Here is an 18,261-nt window from a genome sequence, read left to right as displayed (position 1 = left end):
CACCTGCGTGCCTTTTTCTTAGGCACGACCTGCACTTAGACTACAGAAATCGCTCCAGTTCCTCTACATTTTCACAGGACAGCACAACCCCTTCAACTATGACTCGATACTTTCGTCTCATCCTTCCCCTCTTCTGCACTCTCTGTCTCACCTTCACCGCTTGTGAAAAGGAAGACAATCCCAACATCAACTGGGGTGGTGGCACAGACCAGCCCAAACCAAAACCCAATCCTACTCCAGACCAGCCCACGCCTCAGCCTTCTCCACAACTAGATGCTCAAGGCCGTGCCGATGCTGCACGCTTAGAGATGCCTGCACTCACAGGAGAAAATGGCGAACTCTTCATCGTACACAGAGTGATCAATCCTCATGGACGCGACTCCATCCTCAACTATGCCTACGCTTATCTCCCACAGTCTTTCCATTCGCGCTGGGTTGCCTTTCGCTTTGATGCCCAGACCCGTCTAAAGGCCGTGGGACGTAAGGACTACAAAATCAAACCTCAGTATCCGCGCGACCCCAAACTCCCCACAGCATGGGCCATTCCGAGCGACCTTTCTTTCGGACGCGGCTACGACCACGGCCATTTAGTCGCCTCAGCCGACCGCCTTTTCTCCCGAGAAGCCAACGACCAAACCTTCTACATGGGCAATATGAGTCCGCAACTAGCTAGTTTCAACCAGCAATACTGGACAGGGCTGGAAACACTCGTACAAGATTTAGGCCGCAGTTCCTCCTTTGCCGACACCCTCTACGTGGTGAAAGGTGGCGCACTCTCCCCACTTTCGTCCTACGGCTACGCTGCCAATGGTAGAATGCCCATTCCTCACCACTATTTTATGGCACTGCTCAAGGTAAAAAATGGTGTATATAGCAGCATTGGTTTCTGGATGGAACACAAAAATTATGGTAAAACAGGCAAAGCCAAGGAGATGGGTAAACACGCCGTGAGTGTTTCGTCTCTGGAAAAGCTCACTGGCATCAACTTCTTCCACAATCTTCCCGACAATGTGGAGCAGCGCGTGGAAAACAACTTGACTCTCTCAGCTTGGGGATTGTAGCAAAACCTATACGAAAGGAAGAACAATTCACCAACTCCTTTTGATGCGTAATCACCATTAAGGAGTCTTCGTGTTCCGTTCTTTCAAATCTTCACTCTTTCGGGTGGTGTCATCGCCAACATGTGCGATTGCACCACCCTTTTTGTGCCTATCCCCCAAAAAATCATTACCTTTGCAGTATGACAGAAGACACCTTCGACATCCGATCAGAGCAACATACACCGGCAGTAACCGAGCGCGAGTTTGAAAACGCCTTACGTCCCCTATCGTTCGACGATTTCACGGGGCAGACCAAGGTGGTGGAAAACTTGCGTATCTTCGTAGAAGCCGCCCGCCGTCGTGGAGAACCTCTCGACCACTCTTTATTGCATGGCCCTCCAGGGCTGGGCAAAACCACCCTCTCCAACATCATTGCCAACGAACTACAGGTGGGATTCAAACTCACCTCTGGGCCTGTGCTCGACAAGCCTGGAGATTTGGCGGGATTGCTCACCGCTCTCGAACCGAATGACGTCTTGTTCATCGACGAAATCCATCGTCTTTCGCCCGTTGTTGAGGAATATCTCTATTCTGCCATGGAAGACTACCGCATCGACATCATGATCGACAAAGGTCCCGCGGCACGTTCCATACAGATTGACCTCAACCCCTTCACCCTCGTGGGAGCTACCACACGCAGTGGTCTGCTCACCGCTCCCCTCCGTGCACGTTTCGGCATCAATCTCCACTTGGAGTATTACGATTCGTCCACACTCAAAGACATCATCCAACGTTCGGCACACCTGATGGGCGTGATGATTGTTCCCAAGGCTGCTGCAGAAATAGCAGGACGTTCGCGTGGCACTCCGCGTATCGCCAACGCTCTTTTGCGCCGTGTGCGCGACTTTGCTCAAGTCAAAGGTAATGGCAGCATTGATGTGCCCATAGCCCGCTATGCTCTCGAGGCACTCAACATCGACAAGTATGGCCTGGACGAAATCGACAACAAGATTTTGCTCACCATCATCGACAAATTCAAGGGCGGCCCTGTAGGCATCAGCACCATCGCCACGGCTATTGGGGAAGATGCTGGCACCGTGGAGGAAGTCTATGAGCCCTTCCTCATCAAAGAAGGCTTTATCCGCCGCACCCCTCGCGGACGCGAAGTCACCGAACAAGCCTACATCCACCTCGGTCGCACCCCTGAATATGGCAGTCCAGCCGCAGCGGAACCCACGTTGTTCTAACAAAGTGGCTGTAACTCTAGCCGAAAGTTCGCGAATGACTAGAAGCAAGAACAGAAATACCACAAGCACCAGAACCGCTAGGGTGTCTAACGTCTAAATAGCTCGAGCCACGCTTACCGCGGCGAGCAAAAAAAGGTCTGCGCCCCCTAATGTCTAAAGTCTGACTCCCCACAATGATCACTTTCAATAGTCTTTCCCTTCCCCTTCCCACGCTCGACCTTCGCACCGAAGAAGCCTGGTTGCGCCGTGTCGCTGCGCAGCACGACCGCAGACTAGGGGAAATCAACTATATCTTCTGCAACGACGAGGAAATCCTCGCTACCAATCGGCAGTATCTCCAGCACGACTACTACACCGACATCATCACCTTCGACTATAGTGCTGGCACAGTGCTGGCAGGTGATCTCTACATCTCCCTCGACACCGTGCGCACCAATGCCGAGATGCTGGGCAAAAACTATGACGACGAACTCCATCGCGTGCTCGTGCATGGCGTGCTCCACCTCGTGGGCATCAACGACAAAGGCCCTGGTGAGCGAGAAATCATGGAAGCTGCTGAAGATGCAGCCCTTGCCCTCCGCTAAGGATAGGCTGAAAGCACACACGCAAGCGTAGTATCTTCCCCTCATAGTGCAGCAAATAGGCAAAGCATCTGCTAGAAAATCCGTAAAACATCTTGGCTATGTCCGCCGTTGGCAGTATCTTTGCAACGTGGTATTGAGCGCAGTAGTTCATAAGGTTGTCTAGCCTTGGGCGAAAGCTCCGCACACTCCCTCATCTCTCAGCAATGCTGAGACATCTGATAGCAACAATCTCATAAACACATCATATTTACTCTTATGAAAAGAATCGTACTCCTCCGTCATGGCGAAAGCCAATGGAACCTCGAAAACCGTTTCACGGGTTGGACCGACGTAGACCTCACCGAAAAAGGTATGGGTGAAGCTCGCAAGGCTGGCGAACTCCTCAAGAAGGAAGGCTTCAAATTCGGTATGGCTTACACTTCCTACCTCAAGCGCGCCATCAAGACCCTCAACAACGTGCTCGACTCCATGAACGAGGATTGGATCCCCGTACAAAAGAGCTGGCGCTTGAACGAAAAGCACTACGGCATGCTCCAAGGTCTCAACAAGAGCGAGACTGCTGCTAAGTATGGTGAGGAGCAAGTGCTCGTATGGCGTCGTAGCTTTGACATCGCTCCCGATGCTATCGCTGAAGACGACAAAGAACGCAACCCCAAATATGAGGCTCGCTATGCTGAAGTAGCTGATGCAGAACTCCCCCGCACGGAGTCTTTGAAGGACTGCATCGGTCGCACGCTCCCCTACTGGACTGCGGTTATCTTCCCCACTCTCAAGAAGGTAGACGACCTCCTCGTAGTTGCTCATGGTAATAGCCTCCGCGGTGTGATCAAGCACCTCAAGGGCATCAGCGACAAGGACATCATCAGCCTCAACCTCCCCACTGCTCTTCCTTACGTATTTGAGTTCGACGATGACCTCAACCTCGTGAAGGACTACTTCCTCGGCGATCCCGAAGAAATCAAGAAGCTCCAAGAAGCAGTAGCCAACCAAGGTAAGAAATAAACCTAAGTTGCCGCTTGCTGCACTGAGCACACTCAGGCTACTCCCTACTAGATGTATAGTTAGGAGAAGCAGCATTTGACTTTTACACACTCGGCTTGGGTCTTGCACTCAAGCCGAGTTTCTTTTGAGCACCCCACGATAGTATGAACTTCGCCTCCTCTCTCCCATCTATTCCCGGCATTCTCCTCGTCGCTCTCTTTGCTGGAGCTGCCACCGCCTTGAGCACCCTTCCTCTCTTTCAGCATCTTTCTCTCTCTCCTCTCATCATCGGCATCCTCATCGGTATGCTCTTCGCCAACACACTTGGCCGATTTCTCCCCGAGTCCTGGCGTAGTGGGCTGAAATTTTGCAGCAAACGGATTTTGCGCATCGGTATCATTTTCTTTGGATTCCGTCTCACGCTCGCTGATGTCGCACAAGTGGGGCTGCCCGCCATAGGTCTCGACCTCATAGTCGTCTGCGGCACCCTGGTGCTAGGGATTTTCGTGGGCAAATGGCTCAAGATGGACCGCGAAACCACCTTACTCACCTCCGCAGGTAGTGCTATTTGTGGTGCAGCAGCCGTGCTGGGAGCAGAAGCCACGCTCAGATCCGAAGCCTACAAGACTGCGGTAGCCGTATCCACCGTAGTGCTCTTCGGCACACTCTCCATGTTTCTCTATCCCGTCTTATATCGCAATGGCTTTTTCCCACTCTCCACGAGTGAAATGGGCTTGTTCACAGGAGCCACCGTGCATGAAGTGGCCCATGTGGTGGGAGCTTCCAACGCCATGGGCAAAGAAGTGGCAGACGTGGCAGTGATTGTCAAGATGATTCGTGTGATTATGCTCGTTCCCGTCCTGCTGAGTTTCGGATGGTTTGCGCGCACACACAACAACACCTCTGCATCGGGCGAGCGCAAAGTCGTCATTCCATGGTTTGCCTTCCTCTTTCTCCTTGCCATCGGGCTTAATTCTCTCCTCTCCCTTCCTGATTCCGTGTCTAGCACCATCAACACCCTCGATACATTCGCCCTCACCATGGCGATGACTGCCTTGGGTTGCGAAACAAGTTTCGACAAATTTCGACAAGCGGGCTGGCGTCCTTTCGTCCTCGCCTTGGTGCTCTACATTTGGCTCGTGGCTGGTGGCTTCTTTATTGTGAAAGGACTTTCTATGGCTGGCTTTATTTCCTAAGACGACTACACGAAGAAGTCTTAGGAAATAGAGAGTTAAGTCCTAAAATAATAGGCGTAATGGCTAGAGAAAATCTCTAGAAAAATCGTAAATTATACAGCAATCAAGCAGTGTTTTCCGTTTTTTTTACATACCTTTGTCGCAGAAGTTATTCTTGAAAACTATATTTCTCACTTACTCATCTTGACTTACAAGATTCACAAACGCAATGATTATGAAGAAACTTCTATTTTCTATCATCTCCTCTTGCCTAGGCATGATGACAGCTTCCGCACAGTATGTGCCTACTCCCCAAGCCACAGCCCTCACTCACGAGGCATCTGGAGTAATTGCCACTAGTCTATTCGATTTTACTGCGCAGTCCTCCACCATCGAAGCCACTATCCTGCCCACTCCTACGACTTTGAGCACCGCAACTACTGCCGAAGCGCCACGCGGTCGCCACTATCGCGGTCCACTCCACAGATTCAGACCACATTTTGCCGCCTTGGCAGAAATCGGTCTCGGAAGCGAGATAGACATCAACGCCACTGTGGGTGCGCAGCTCCTCCCCTTCTACTATATGGGCGGAGGTCTCAACGTAACTTATTGGCATGATGGATTCATCAGCGACCACGATCGCGCCGATATCAACATCGTCATCAATCCACGTTTTGAGATTCCCACGCGCTCCATCGTGACACCCTTCATCGATATCAAGTCGGGCTTGGCGGTCACCCACAAACATGGCCCCTATTTTGCCTTCAGCACTGGTGTTCAACTCGAGAATCTCATTCTTGGCATCGGATATACCATGCAAGTCACCAACGAAGATTACACCGGCCCAGATGGGGGGGGCTGCATAGGATCCTATTACCCCAACTACATTTACGATGGAGTTACCTTTCGATTGGGTATTAAATTCTAATCAATAGGAGAAGGTTTCGGCCTTCATCAACGCGTGGTAACACAATAACACAGAACTTCTCAACACATCAATAATAGATTCCTCAATAGTATTCGTAACACACTGCCAAAGTGCTACGAAACTACATCGTAAATCTTGGATATTGATAGACTTTCATCGCAAAGTGCTAGCGGTCGAGAAGACTAAACCTTGTTGAGCCTTCACGATTCGTTTAACTAAACTAACAATGAACATGAACAAAATCCTCTTTTCGCTAGTCTTGGTCTGTCTAGGCACAATGGAAGCTTCAGCGCAACATGTGCTCAACTCAGAACTAGTGGCATTCACCAGCGAAAACCCAGCTGCTCCTTCGGCAAATACGCTCGGGTTCCCTGCTACAATCTCCACCCAAGAGGCTACTACGCTGGATGCGCCTTATAACCTAGAGAGCACTACTAAAGCAGAAGCACCACGTAGTCGTCAACGCTACGCTCCTCGTCGTAGTTTTTCTCCACGCTTTGCCGCCTTGGCAGACATCGGTATTGGAGGCGCATTTGACATGAACGCTACTTTGGGCGCGCAACTCTTCCGTTTTTTCTACTTGGGAGGAGGTCTTAACACAACTTATTGGTACGATGGAATCGATAAAGAAGGCAATCACACTGATGTAAACCTTATCATCAACCCTCGTTTTGAGATTCCCACACCATCCATTGTAACCCCATACATTGATTTCAAAACAGGGCTTGCCGTTACCCATAGCCATAGCACGTATTGGAGCATTGGAGCAGGTGTACAAATCAAGCAATTCGTCGTCGGCCTCGGTTTTTCTGTCCAAACCGTGAGAGAGAGGTATTTCCATTATTACGGAGAGTACTTATTTGGCGACATTTACGATTACTCATCCAACGAGAGTCTTACCCTCCGTTTCGGTATGAAGTTCTAAATCTGCGGGACAATGCTCACTACCCTCTAGTGCATTGTGTCGCGACAACGCAGTGATTTCAACATCTCTGTGAGCATTGTCATAAAACTCTCAGAGAGTCACTCTAAAAAACTCCGAGAGTTTTGAAATCTTCTCCGACTTTTTAGGAAAAATCTCCGAGTTTCTTTCTGAAATGTCGGAGATTTTTTTGTGTAGGTCGGAGATTTCAATCTACCCTCACAGATTTGTACATAGTCCCCTCGCCACAAGCGCAAGGCAATAATGCGTATTTATCTCACAGGAAGTGGGGAAATCATTGGTCACCTCAAAATAAATCTGTAATTTTGCTGCGCAAAGATTGCACACTTTCTTCTATTTTGAGCCAACCTAAAGGATGGTCACCTATATAGCCAGCCCAACAGCACGGTGCAGCCTATCAATGCGACTGCACTCACAAGGCTTTATCAGACTAGAATTCAGATAGATTTGCAATCCATAACTCTAAAATAAACGCACTAAAAATATGAGTGAACAACAAAAGAAAATCAAGCAGCTTGTAGAGCTTCGCGCAAAAGCCCGTCTCGGCGGTGGCGAAATAGCAATCGACAAGCAGCATGCCAAGGGCAAAGCCACGGCACGCGAACGCATCGCCCTCCTCGTAGACGAAGGTAGCTTCGAAGAACTCGACATGTTTAAGCTACATCGCTGCCACGACTTCGGAATGGACAAGAAACATTTCTACGGTGATGGCGTGGTGTGCGGTAGTGCCACCATCAACGGCCGTTTGGTGTATCTCTATGCTCAAGATTTCACCGTCAATGGTGGTTCGCTCTCTAAGACAATGGCCGAGAAGATCTGCAAAGTGCAGGATCTCGCTGTGAAAATGGGCGCACCCTGCATCGGCCTCAACGACTCTGGCGGTGCACGCATCCAAGAGGGTATCAACTCTTTGGCTGGTTTTGCCGACATTTTCCAACGCAACATCGAAGCCTCTGGCGTAGTGCCCCAGATTTCGGGCATCTGCGGCCCTTGCGCTGGTGGTGCGGTTTACTCTCCTGCCTTGACCGACTTCATTGTCATGCTCGAAGGCGTGAGCTACATGTTCCTCACTGGCCCTAAAGTGGTGAAGACCGTGACAGGCGAGGACGTTTCACAAGAAGACCTCGGTGGTGCCAGCGTGCACACCAAGAAGAGTGGTGTGGCACACTTCAGTGCTAAGACCGAAGAAGAGTTTGCTGGTCTCATCCGTCGCTTGCTCTCTTACCTCCCCCAAAACAACCGCGAGCGCGCTCCTCGTTTGGAATGCCTCGATCCCATCGACCGCAAGGAAGACCTCTTGAACGAAATCATCCCCGACAACCCCAACATGGCCTATGACATGTATGAAGTGATCGGTGCTGTGGTGGATAATGGTGAATTCCTCGAAGTACAACGCGACTTCGCTCAAAACATCATCATCGGTTTCGCTCGCTTCAATGGTCAAAGCGTGGGTATCGTGGCTAACCAACCTAAGGTTTACGCTGGTGTGCTCGATGTGAACGCTAGCCGCAAAGCAGCGCGCTTCGTACGTTTCTGCGACTCCTTCAACATCCCCATCGTGAGCCTTGTAGACGTTCCTGGTTTCTTGCCTGGTACGGGCCAAGAATACAACGCCGTTATCTCTCATGGTGCTAAGTTGCTCTACGCTTATGGTGAAGCTACTGTGCCCAAGGTGACTGTAACCCTCCGCAAGAGCTATGGTGGTTCGCACATCGTGATGGGTAGCAAACAACTCAAGACCGACGTGAACTACGCTTGGCCTTCTGCAGAGATCGCAGTAATGGGTGCAAGTGGTGCAGTGGCCATCCTCAGTGCAAAGGCTGCTAAAGCAGAAGCTGACCCCAAAGCTTTCCTCGCTCAGAAGGAAAAGGAATACAACGAGCTATTTACCAACCCCTACAAGGCAGCTGCTGAAGGTTACATCGACGATGTGATCGAGCCTCGCAACACTCGTTTCCGCGTTTGTCGCGCTCTCGAGCAAATCGCTAGTAAGAACGATAGCCGTCCTGCCAAGAAGCACGGTAACGAGCCTCTCTAATCGGGCACAACCGCTCTAAATTCTTAGACGACAATATGAAAATATTTCAATATAACTTTGGTGGACGCACGGTGCGCATCTCGCTGAGTGAGCATCGCGGCACCATCGTTTCGGTGGAAGAAGATGGCGCAAGCTATCACCCCACAGAAGCGGAGATGCCCATCTACGCAGGTCTCATCAGTCTTGCCCTTGCCCAGTATGAATGTGAGGAAGTGCACGATGAAGAACACGATGTGCTCACCCTCACCAATCAAAACTTTGCGTGGAACAACCCCGCATTGCAGTTCACTCAAGACCCTTTTTCCAATAGATAATCCGCAATGAGAACATATAGTTATACGGTCAATGGCGCACGCTACGACGTGACCATCGAATCGCTCCGCGACCAAGTGGCCAAACTCAACGTGAATGGCGTGGCCTTCGACGTGGAAATCCTCGGAGCTCCCCTCACTGAAGGCGATTTGCCCGAAGTAGCAGCCGCTGCTGCACCTGCAGCTCCCGTAGCTGCTGCGCCTAAAGCTGAAGCCGCTCCTGCTCCTGTAGCTAAAGGTGCCGCTGGTGCTGGCGAACCTGTGAATGCTCCCCTCCCTGGTGTAGTGACCCAAGTGCTTGTGGCTGCTGGTCAAGCCGTGAAGAAGGGCGACACTGTGGTGGTGCTCGAAGCCATGAAGATGGAGAACAACATCACGGCTGAGTGCGACGGTACGGTGACTGGTGTTTGCGTAGCCGCTGGCGACAGCGTGCTCGAAGGCACTACCCTCCTCACCATCGGTTAATCCACTGATACTTCCTTTGACTATACGCAGTTTTTTGCGTTCTTTATACGAAAAAAGCCTCTTGCAGCACAGCAAGGGGCTTTTTTTAACGCACTAAAAGCCAACGAACTCATTCAAAGTCGTAATTTTGCAAGCGAACACGCACGCTTCCAATAGCGTAGCCACAAGATTTCTACACAGTATGACTGTATTAGCTTTTACACTCATCCTTCTCATTGGAGCTTATGCTGCAGGACTACTAGGCTCGCTCACAGGACTCGGAGGTGGTGTGGTAGTTATCCCCCTACTCACTCTTTGTTTTGGCATCGACTTTCACTATGCCGTAGGAGCAGCCTTAGTTGCTTCCATTGCCACTTCTAGCGGTTCGGGCTCTGCCTACGTGAAAGAAGGCATCACCAACATTCGTTTGGGGATGTTGCTCGAGATTGCCACCACCATTGGGGCTGTGATTGGAGCTGCCGTAGCCTTATATTTCAATAATAGTGTACTGGCCATCATCTTCGGATTGGCACTCACCACAACAGCACTCGCACAACGTCGCAAACATGCCGACCACACGGATGTGAAAGGCAGTGCCATGGCTCAAAAACTCAAACTCTATGGCGAATATCCCCTAAAGGATGGCACCAAACAGGCTTACCAACTCACCAACGTAGCAGGTGGTTTCTCGGTGATGGCTTTAGCAGGATTCCTCTCTGGCATTTTGGGCATCGGTTCTGGCGCACTCAAAGTCATTGCGATGGATGGTTGCATGAAGGTTCCCTTCAAAGTCAGCACCACCACCTCCAACTTTATGATTGGTGTCACCGCCTGCGCCTCAGCTGTGGTCTACATCCAGCGCGGCATCATCGTGCCAGGCATCGCCTTCCCTGTGATGATTGGCGTGCTACTTGGAGCACTTACTGGAGCAAGACTACTCAAGAAATTAGACGTAAAGTTGCTTCGCAAGATATTTTTCTATGCCATTCTCGCCGTAGCTATAAATATGATTTACATGGGACTCACAGGAGGACTCAATCACTAACCCAAAGACGCTTCAAAGCATTCGTATATGGACATCCAACAACTCATAGGCAACACGCTCCGTTGGGGAGTCATTCTCGCTTGTCTCCTTGCTACCATTGGCGGCGTCTATTATCTCATACAGCATGGCCTAGACCCCGTGCCAGATTATCGACATTTTGAAGCCGCTAACGCAGCAGCGCAATTTAACTTCACCACACTCGGTGGATTGTGGCAAGGCATCCTCCATGGCGATGCCGCAAGTTGCATACAAGTAGGCGTGATTGTCCTCATCCTCACACCAATCGCCCGTGTGGTTCTCTCGTTTTTTGACTTCATCGTGGAGCAAGATTGGCTCTACGTGGCCATCACCGCCATCGTGCTCACGGTCATCATCAGTAATTCTCTGGGTGGTGTACACCACTAACTTTGTATCCATTATTTTACAACAAACAAAACCCTGTATGAAAAAACGTCTTTTCTTAGCAATCGCAGCCATGCTTACGCTTCTTCCCAGCATGGCACAGCAGAGGAACACCTTCAAGGAAAATCAATTGGCAACTTTTGGTGCACATATCTCGGCTGGAGATGGTTTGATGCTTGGTGTTCAAGCGCAATATCATCTTGACTCCCCCATCCGTCTCGAAGGTCGCGCATCTACCATGCCCGCTTTTTTCCCCAGTCTCATCATTGGTGTGAATGGGCACTACCTCTTCCCCATGAACCAACACATCACTTTGTACCCTCTCATTGGTATTGAAGCTGGGGTGGGCTGGGAAACTGGCTACATCGGAGCAAATTTTGGTGGTGGAATGCAACTAGAACTCACAGATGACATTTTCCTTACCACCGAAGTCACTGGCCTCATTAGCAGAGCAAGTTCTGGTCGCCTCACCGTAGGTATGCACTATCGCTTCTAAGCCTACATTCTTGGGGCATCTAATCTTCCATCATTTTCGGTTCACTCAGACGGCACCAGAAACAAGAATTTATGAAGATTCCTGTTAAATGCCCTTCCTCTATCATACAACGCTCGCATCAAAACAACCTTGTTTTGACGCGGGCGTCTTCCTTTTATACGGAAATCGCACGCTACTGAACCAGAAAACGAAGACAACAACGTATGTATCCTGCGCTTTTCGACTTGCTTGTCAATACTACGAAGCATGAAAAAATAAGGGGTTTGCGATATTCTAACATAAACGTGGGAGGAAAACAAAAAAAACTTTGTACTTTTGCAAGATACTAGGTAGTTAGTGCTCTAATGTATCGCAGCCCCCTACGGCGACGTAGGCAAAAGCCGCAACACGCAGTGCATCACTACCCTTTCTTCTGCTGTAATCTCTATTAGCAACAGGTGTAACCACATCCGTGCCACAATGAAACAGTTCAAACTTATCAACAACATCACAGGTTGGCTCGTATTTCTCATCGCAGCCTTTACCTACATCTCGACCGTAGAGCCCACGGCTTCGTTCTGGGACTGCCCCGAGTTCATCACTACTGCCTATCGCCTTGAAGTGGGACACCCACCTGGTGCACCTTTCTTCATGCTCACCGGCAAGTTTTTCTCCCTCTTTGCCTCTGGCCCTGAGCAAGTGGCATATTGGATCAATGTGATGAGTGCCACCCTCTCGGCATTCTGCATCTTGTTCCTCTTTTGGAGTATCACCCACTTGGCACGCAAACTCATCTGCACTGAGGGTGTGGTAGAAAATATGGCGCAGACTGTTACGATTATTGCCTGTGGTGTGGCTGGTGCTTTGGCTTACACTTGGAGCGACACTTTCTGGTTCTCTGCTGTAGAAGGCGAAGTATATGCCTATTCTTCCATGTTCACTGCCTTGGTGTTCTGGTTGATTCTCAAGTGGGAAGACAATGCCGATGCGCCACACTCCGACCGCTGGCTCGTCCTCATTTTTTACCTCACAGGACTCTCCATCGGTGTCCACCTGCTCAACCTCCTTTGCTTGCCCGCTATCGTGTTGGTGTACTACTACAAGAAGTATCCCAACGCCAACCTCAAAGGTTCTCTCCTTGCACTTGGCTTGAGCGTGGTGCTCGTTGCCGCAGTGCTCTATGGCGTGGTACCAGGCATCGTGAAAGTCGGTGGCTGGTTTGAATTGTTCTTCGTGAACACCGTCGGCCTGCCATTCAACACCGGTTTGGTAATCTACATCCTTGCCCTCATCGGCGTGGTAGGTGCTGCCATTTGGAGCACCACACAGCACAACCGCACTACTGCCGTTTCTCTCTACCTTGCTAGTGTTGCCATGTTGGGTATTCCCTTCTATGGCAAAGGAATCGCTGGCCCTCTCTTCATTGGTATTGTGGTATTGGCACTCTTAGGGGCTCTCCTCTTCTGGAAGCGCGATGGAGAATACGTGGTACGCAAACGCGCACTCAACACCTCTCTCTTGTGCATGCTCATGCTCATGATTGGCTACTCCACCTATGCGGTGATTGTCATCCGCTCTGTCGCCAATCCTCCCATGGACCAAAACTCTCCTGAAGACATTTTCTCCCTCGGCACTTATCTCAATCGTGAACAGTATGGCACAAAACCCTTATTCTATGGGGAGGCCTATACCTCACAAGCTCTTGGATATTCCAAGGAAGAGACTGTGCAACGCCACGAAAAGCAAAATGCTAACGAACCCGACCGCTATGATGTGGTGGAGGTGACGACACAACCTGTGTTCCCCAGCGCACAAAAGATGCTCTTCCCTCGCATGCACTCACGCAAGCATGCAGGCCTTTACAATGAATGGCTCGGTGGTGTAGACACTAAGACTGTAGATGTTTCTGGCGAATACGAAGGACAGCCTTATAGCTTTACAGGAGAGATGCCCACACAGATGGACAACCTCCGATTCTTCCTCTCTTATCAGGTGAATTTCATGTACTGGCGCTACTTCATGTGGAACTTTGCTGGTAGACAAAATGATGTTCAAAGCTATGGAGAAGTGGAACATGGACAATGGATCACTGGTATCCCCTTCATTGACAATGCTCTCTACGGCGATCAATCACTCCTGCCCGATGATTTGAAAAACAACAAGGGACATAACGTATTCTTCTGCTTGCCCTTGTTGCTTGGTTTGGCGGGCCTCTTCTGGCAAGCCTACCGGGGAAAGAAAGGTATCCAACAGTTTTGGGTGGTCTTCTTCCTGTTCTTCATGACAGGTCTCGCCATTGTGCTTTACCTCAACCAAACACCTAGCGAACCTCGTGAGCGCGACTACGCTTATGCAGGCTCGTTCTATGCCTTCTCCATTTGGATTGGTTTGGGTGTAGCCGCTATCGTCGAAGGTCTTCGCCGTGTAAAAGTGCCTCATCTCGCAGCTGCCGGCATTGCTTCTGTCATTGCCATCGCTGTTCCGCTGCAAATGGTGAGCCAAACTTGGGATGACCACGATCGTTCTGGCCGCACTGCCGCACGCGATTTCGGTTTGAACTACCTCAACTCGCTCGACGAAAAGGGAAATCCAGTTATCTTCACCAATGGTGACAACGACACCTTCCCTCTCTGGTACAACCAAGATGTAGAAGGCAATCGCACAGATGCTCGTGTCTGCAACCTTTCCTATCTCTCCACCGACTGGTATATCGACCAAATGCGTCGTCCAGCTTGGAACAGTCCTGCACTCCCCATCACTTGGAATCGTTGGGAATATGTGGACAATGTGGGTGGACACGACCTCATTCTCATTGAGCCGATGAACGACAAGTTGGAAGAACTCAAGAAGCAATTCGCAGCAGAAGGCAAAAAAGTCGATCCATTTGAACTCTCCTATGTGATGGACAACTTCGTGCGCAACAAAGACTTCGGCATCATCCCCACCGACTCGCTCGTAATGACCGTAGACAAAGCCGCCGTTTTGCGCAGCGGAATGAAATTGCCTAACGGAAAAGACAGCATCCCCGACAAGATGGTGATTTCCCTCAAAGGAAAGCGCAAACTCTTCAAGAACGACATCATGATGTATGAGATGCTCGCTCGCCACAACTGGACTCGTCCACTCTACATGAGCACGACACTGGGTAGCGATTCACAAGCAGGACTTGAGAAGTTCCTCATGCTCGAAGGACTTGCCGCGCGCATCACTCCTTTTGCTTCTCAGAATGAGATGGTTGATACACAGCGCATGTATGACAACTTCATGAAGAAGTTCCGCTTTGGCAACATTGCTGATCCCAATGTTTATGTTGACCAAACGATTATGCGCATGTGCTACACCCATCGTATGCGTATGGTGCAGCTCGCCGCCCAATTGGCGAAGGAAGGCCGCAAGAAGGAGGCTTTAGAAGTGCTCAACAAGTGCGAACAAGTATTCCCTGCTCAACAAGTGCCTTACGACTTCTTCTCGCTTGGCTTTAGCCCCAACGGTCGCCAGTTCCTCATGCCACAGCTCTATCACGAGCTTGGTCGTGATGCCGATGCTCGTCGCATCCTCACCGCGGTTGCTAAAAACACCATGCAATATATGAACTGGGCAAGCACCCTTCCCGAGAGTCGTCTCGCCTCTTATGGCAACACGCTCATGCAGAAGATACAAGTGCTGCAAATAGCTCTCGAAGGACTTACAGAAATCAAGGCTCCTGAAGCGAAGGTTTACGACAATTTCTTGAAAAATCTCGAGCGCACTCCTGCTGGACAAGTGATCATCCAGCGCATGATGGAGCGCGAACGCCAAATGCAAATGCAGCAACAGCAAAATGCTATGCCTGCAATGCTTGACGAAGCTGAATAATCTCTCCGAAATTCGCCCCAGACTCTCAAAGTCTGGGGCAGATTTCTATCTTCTTGACTGCGATTTCTGCCCCCTCTTTTGAGTGCACGCTATGATTATCGAACAACCCGCTTTTTTTCTCCGTTGGCTCTATCCAAATGCTCTCTGGCGTATGGATCCCAATGACCATGCGGTTTATCTCACCTTTGACGATGGCCCCATCCCTGAGGTGACGCCGTGGGTGCTCGATGTGTTGGATCAATACAACGTCAAAGCGACGTTTTTCATGGTGGGCGATAATATCCGGAAATATCCAGAAATCTTTGAAGAAGTGCGCCGTCGCGGACACCGACTCGGCAACCACACCTTCAACCACATCTCGGGGCATCTCCACGGCATCAGTAGTTATGTGCGCAATGTTGAACGCGCTAATGAATATCTCCATACTGATCTCTTCCGTCCTCCCCACGGATGGATGAAATGGCCACAATATCATGCCATCTCTCGTAGATATCGTGTCGTGATGTGGGATTTGGTCACTCGCGACTACTCCACTCGGCTCAATGGTCGCGATGTACTGGCCAATGTTCGCCACTATGCACGCAATGGTAGCATTATCACCTTCCACGACAGCATCAAGAGCTACGAGAAACTCCAATATGCGCTCCCTCGCGCCATAGAATGGTTGCTCAAACAAGGCTACGAATTCAAGGTTTTCCCATAACCGATAACCACGATTTCCTATGCCTTCTCATCCCACTTCAGCGGTTCGCTCTACCGCCCTCTCAACACAGACACAGCACATGATTCTTTCTTCCGAATATCTCAAAGCCGAAGCACAACGCCTCGGCTTTTTTGCTTGCGGCATCTCTCCTGCCCTCCCCATGGATGACGAGCATGCAGCGCGCCGTCAGCAATGGCTCGACAGTGGTATGCACGGAGAGATGAGCTATCTCGAACGCAATGAAGAGAAACGCCGTGACCCTCGCCTTCTGGTCGAAGGAGTGCAGTGCATCGTTTCTGTTGCGCTCAACTACTACACCTTTGTTCCAGAAGCAAAACAGACGAACGCTGAGGAAAGCCCCAACTCCTCCGTAGCAGATCAAACGATAGAGGAAGATAGCACAACAGCTGCTCAGTCTCCCAGCCCACGCCTAAAAAGACAACGGCAAGAACGCTACATCCCACTTGCGCGCTATGCCCGAGGCAAGGACTATCACGATGAAATGAAATCGCGCCTTTTCCAGTTTCTGGGAAACATCCGTCAACATCTCATAGAGACGGGACATCCAGATGCAGCGGAACAACTAGAAGGTTCACGCGTGTTCACCGACACCGCACCAGTCGATGAGCGATATTGGGCATGGAAGTCGGGACTAGGGTGGATTGGTAAAAACTCTCAGTTAATTATCCCAGGTGCTGGGAGTTATTTCTTCCTCGGAGAACTCTTTCTCACGCTCCCTGCCGATGCTTACGACCAGCCCGTGGAGAATCGTTGCGGTCCATGTACAAAGTGCTTGCGTGCCTGCCCTGCACAGTGCCTCAGCGAACGAGGATTGGATGCTAGAAAATGTCTTTCTTACCTCACCATCGAATATCGTGGCGACACGCTCCCCGAAGGTACAGGCGAACAAATGGGAGAAATGTTCTACGGCTGCGACCGTTGTGGAGATGTCTGCCCTTGGAATCGTCTGGCGCGTCCCACGAATATCGAGGCATTCCAGCCCTCTCCAGCCCTCCTTGCCATGACTTGGGAAGACTGGCGCCATCTCACCATCGAGGAATATCGCACCCTCTTCAAAGGTTCTGCCGTGAAACGCGCCAAATACGAGGGGTTAAAGCGCAACATCGAGGCGATTGATCCCAACCTCAAAAGCAAGTATTAGGAATAATACTAGAGCTGAGCTAGCCCTCTAGATTTATTAAATATCATCGGTCGGCAAATGAGCTTCATTTCATCACTAGATGTGAGTATTTTATAAGAAACTGGTGTAGAAAAATTGTAAAATTTTCATCGTAAATAAGGGGAAGCACGTAATTTTGTGTGCGCTTTAGTACGTGCACCATGCGATGTGACTGATCTAAAATGGCAAAGTTACCTCTATGTGTAGGCTACTTTGTCGTGGAAAGGACACATTCCCTTATCGATTTTACACAGAACTATGGGGAGACAACCACACAGAACGCTCTCCCCATGCTAATTTTCTACGTCAAACTACTTACTTCTTATGACTTACCCACTCATTCCTGTGGCACTATTGGTGACAGCCTTAGCTACGCCTTCCAACGCTCATGCCCATAGCGAAACAAAGAGTAAACCGTTTAGTTCAGCAGTTTCCCCCATCTCTTCTCCCGCTTCAGTGATACTACACGATTCTACCACTCGTCTCTTCGAATTGCGCGGACAAATCACCGACAACAATGGGAATGCTATCGGAGGAGCCTCTATCACGGTGAAAGGAACAAAGATTAAAGTGAATAGTGGAAAAAGTGGTTTCTTCCAGATTGGCAACCTCCTTGCTGGTGAGTATATTCTTAGTGTACAAGCCATGGGATATGTGGCACAAGAACGCGCCATCACTCTCGGAAATTCTGACAATAAAGACGCTCATCGTCATGTGGATTTCATGCTTCACGAACATGAAGGCAACCTGCCCACAGTCGATGTGATGGGACGTAGAGAACAATCCTATAAAAATACGGTGTCATTTGTGGGCACCAAAACTGCGACACTGCTCAAAGATGTGCCTCAATCCATCAACTACGTCACCAAGGAGTTAGTGCTCGACCAAGGTGCCATCACCGTGAATGATG

17 protein-coding genes are annotated in these 18,261 nt (G+C 50.1%); all 17 read left to right on the top strand.

Annotated elements, in window-relative coordinates; translation table 11 throughout:
• Positions 1–98: 98 nt before the first annotated feature.
• Positions 99–1,061: a DNA/RNA non-specific endonuclease gene (locus HMPREF9999_RS03620; protein WP_009437014.1), complete on the top strand. Its 963-nt coding sequence runs from the start codon at positions 99–101 to the stop codon at positions 1,059–1,061.
• A 179-nt stretch (positions 1,062–1,240) separates the two neighbouring features.
• Positions 1,241–2,287: a Holliday junction branch migration DNA helicase RuvB gene (gene ruvB / locus HMPREF9999_RS03615; RefSeq protein ID WP_009437013.1), complete on the top strand. Its 1,047-nt coding sequence runs from the start codon at positions 1,241–1,243 to the stop codon at positions 2,285–2,287.
• 173 nt (positions 2,288–2,460) lie between these two features.
• The gene (gene ybeY, locus HMPREF9999_RS03610) at positions 2,461–2,871 is read left to right on the top strand and encodes an rRNA maturation RNase YbeY (RefSeq protein WP_009437012.1); all 411 of its coding nucleotides are present in this window, start codon (positions 2,461–2,463) and stop codon (positions 2,869–2,871) included.
• A gap of 255 nt (positions 2,872–3,126) precedes the next feature.
• Positions 3,127–3,873, top strand: coding sequence for a 2,3-diphosphoglycerate-dependent phosphoglycerate mutase (gene gpmA, locus HMPREF9999_RS03605; protein ID WP_009437010.1), 747 nt, complete (start codon positions 3,127–3,129; stop codon positions 3,871–3,873).
• Between the two features lie 143 nt (positions 3,874–4,016).
• Complete coding sequence (locus tag HMPREF9999_RS03600; protein WP_044063034.1) at positions 4,017–5,048, top strand: YeiH family protein; 1,032 nt, start codon at positions 4,017–4,019, stop codon at positions 5,046–5,048.
• 214 nt (positions 5,049–5,262) lie between these two features.
• Positions 5,263–5,955 (top strand): hypothetical protein, encoded by a 693-nt coding sequence (locus HMPREF9999_RS03595; protein WP_157049597.1) that lies wholly within the window; start codon positions 5,263–5,265, stop codon positions 5,953–5,955.
• 232 nt (positions 5,956–6,187) lie between these two features.
• Positions 6,188–6,880 carry a hypothetical protein gene (locus HMPREF9999_RS03590; RefSeq protein ID WP_157049596.1) on the top strand — a complete coding sequence of 231 codons (693 nt, stop codon included), beginning with the start codon at positions 6,188–6,190 and terminating at the stop codon, positions 6,878–6,880.
• A gap of 502 nt (positions 6,881–7,382) precedes the next feature.
• Positions 7,383–8,936, top strand: a complete 1,554-nt coding sequence (locus HMPREF9999_RS03585; protein ID WP_009437004.1) for an acyl-CoA carboxylase subunit beta — start codon at positions 7,383–7,385, stop codon at positions 8,934–8,936.
• 35 nt (positions 8,937–8,971) lie between these two features.
• Positions 8,972–9,250 (top strand): hypothetical protein, encoded by a 279-nt coding sequence (locus tag HMPREF9999_RS03580; protein WP_009437003.1) that lies wholly within the window; start codon positions 8,972–8,974, stop codon positions 9,248–9,250.
• A gap of 6 nt (positions 9,251–9,256) precedes the next feature.
• Entirely contained in the window at positions 9,257–9,712 is a 456-nt protein-coding gene (locus tag HMPREF9999_RS03575; RefSeq protein WP_009437002.1) for a biotin/lipoyl-containing protein, read from the top strand.
• Positions 9,713–9,893: 181 nt separating this feature from the next.
• Positions 9,894–10,736: a sulfite exporter TauE/SafE family protein gene (locus HMPREF9999_RS03570; RefSeq protein WP_009437001.1), complete on the top strand. Its 843-nt coding sequence runs from the start codon at positions 9,894–9,896 to the stop codon at positions 10,734–10,736.
• A 27-nt stretch (positions 10,737–10,763) separates the two neighbouring features.
• Entirely contained in the window at positions 10,764–11,141 is a 378-nt protein-coding gene (locus HMPREF9999_RS03565; protein ID WP_009437000.1) for a DUF1634 domain-containing protein, read from the top strand.
• 37 nt (positions 11,142–11,178) lie between these two features.
• Positions 11,179–11,634 carry a hypothetical protein gene (locus tag HMPREF9999_RS03560; RefSeq protein WP_009436999.1) on the top strand — a complete coding sequence of 152 codons (456 nt, stop codon included), beginning with the start codon at positions 11,179–11,181 and terminating at the stop codon, positions 11,632–11,634.
• A gap of 459 nt (positions 11,635–12,093) precedes the next feature.
• Positions 12,094–15,468, top strand: coding sequence for a DUF2723 domain-containing protein (locus tag HMPREF9999_RS03555; RefSeq protein WP_009436998.1), 3,375 nt, complete (start codon positions 12,094–12,096; stop codon positions 15,466–15,468).
• Between the two features lie 91 nt (positions 15,469–15,559).
• Positions 15,560–16,171: a polysaccharide deacetylase family protein gene (locus HMPREF9999_RS03550; protein ID WP_044063029.1), complete on the top strand. Its 612-nt coding sequence runs from the start codon at positions 15,560–15,562 to the stop codon at positions 16,169–16,171.
• Between the two features lie 79 nt (positions 16,172–16,250).
• Positions 16,251–17,333 (top strand): tRNA epoxyqueuosine(34) reductase QueG, encoded by a 1,083-nt coding sequence (queG, locus tag HMPREF9999_RS03545; RefSeq protein ID WP_009436996.1) that lies wholly within the window; start codon positions 16,251–16,253, stop codon positions 17,331–17,333.
• 342 nt (positions 17,334–17,675) lie between these two features.
• Positions 17,676–18,261: carboxypeptidase-like regulatory domain-containing protein (locus HMPREF9999_RS10700; protein WP_009436995.1), on the top strand; the 586-nt coding region annotated here is incomplete at its 3' end.

This window comes from Alloprevotella sp. oral taxon 473 str. F0040, from assembly GCF_000318095.2.
Lineage (GTDB): Bacteria > Bacteroidota > Bacteroidia > Bacteroidales > Bacteroidaceae > Alloprevotella.
This window is presented reverse-complemented; position numbering and strand designations above follow the sequence as displayed.

What these genes read in the sequence shown, in the direction of transcription:
- HMPREF9999_RS03565 (WP_009437000.1), top strand. Translation starts at nt 10,764, where the DNA reads ATGGACATCCAACAACTCATAGGCAACACGCTCCGTTGGGGAGTCATT.
- ybeY (WP_009437012.1), top strand. Translation starts at nt 2,461, where the DNA reads ATGATCACTTTCAATAGTCTTTCCCTTCCCCTTCCCACGCTCGACCTT.
- HMPREF9999_RS03550 (WP_044063029.1), top strand. Translation starts at nt 15,560, where the DNA reads ATGATTATCGAACAACCCGCTTTTTTTCTCCGTTGGCTCTATCCAAAT.
- HMPREF9999_RS03595 (WP_157049597.1), top strand. Translation starts at nt 5,263, where the DNA reads ATGAAGAAACTTCTATTTTCTATCATCTCCTCTTGCCTAGGCATGATG.
- HMPREF9999_RS03590 (WP_157049596.1), top strand. Translation starts at nt 6,188, where the DNA reads ATGAACAAAATCCTCTTTTCGCTAGTCTTGGTCTGTCTAGGCACAATG.
- ruvB (WP_009437013.1), top strand. Translation starts at nt 1,241, where the DNA reads ATGACAGAAGACACCTTCGACATCCGATCAGAGCAACATACACCGGCA.
- queG (WP_009436996.1), top strand. Translation starts at nt 16,251, where the DNA reads ATGATTCTTTCTTCCGAATATCTCAAAGCCGAAGCACAACGCCTCGGC.
- HMPREF9999_RS03555 (WP_009436998.1), top strand. Translation starts at nt 12,094, where the DNA reads ATGAAACAGTTCAAACTTATCAACAACATCACAGGTTGGCTCGTATTT.
- HMPREF9999_RS03570 (WP_009437001.1), top strand. Translation starts at nt 9,894, where the DNA reads ATGACTGTATTAGCTTTTACACTCATCCTTCTCATTGGAGCTTATGCT.
- gpmA (WP_009437010.1), top strand. Translation starts at nt 3,127, where the DNA reads ATGAAAAGAATCGTACTCCTCCGTCATGGCGAAAGCCAATGGAACCTC.
- HMPREF9999_RS03620 (WP_009437014.1), top strand. Translation starts at nt 99, where the DNA reads ATGACTCGATACTTTCGTCTCATCCTTCCCCTCTTCTGCACTCTCTGT.
- HMPREF9999_RS03585 (WP_009437004.1), top strand. Translation starts at nt 7,383, where the DNA reads ATGAGTGAACAACAAAAGAAAATCAAGCAGCTTGTAGAGCTTCGCGCA.
- HMPREF9999_RS03600 (WP_044063034.1), top strand. Translation starts at nt 4,017, where the DNA reads ATGAACTTCGCCTCCTCTCTCCCATCTATTCCCGGCATTCTCCTCGTC.
- HMPREF9999_RS03580 (WP_009437003.1), top strand. Translation starts at nt 8,972, where the DNA reads ATGAAAATATTTCAATATAACTTTGGTGGACGCACGGTGCGCATCTCG.
- HMPREF9999_RS03560 (WP_009436999.1), top strand. Translation starts at nt 11,179, where the DNA reads ATGAAAAAACGTCTTTTCTTAGCAATCGCAGCCATGCTTACGCTTCTT.
- HMPREF9999_RS03575 (WP_009437002.1), top strand. Translation starts at nt 9,257, where the DNA reads ATGAGAACATATAGTTATACGGTCAATGGCGCACGCTACGACGTGACC.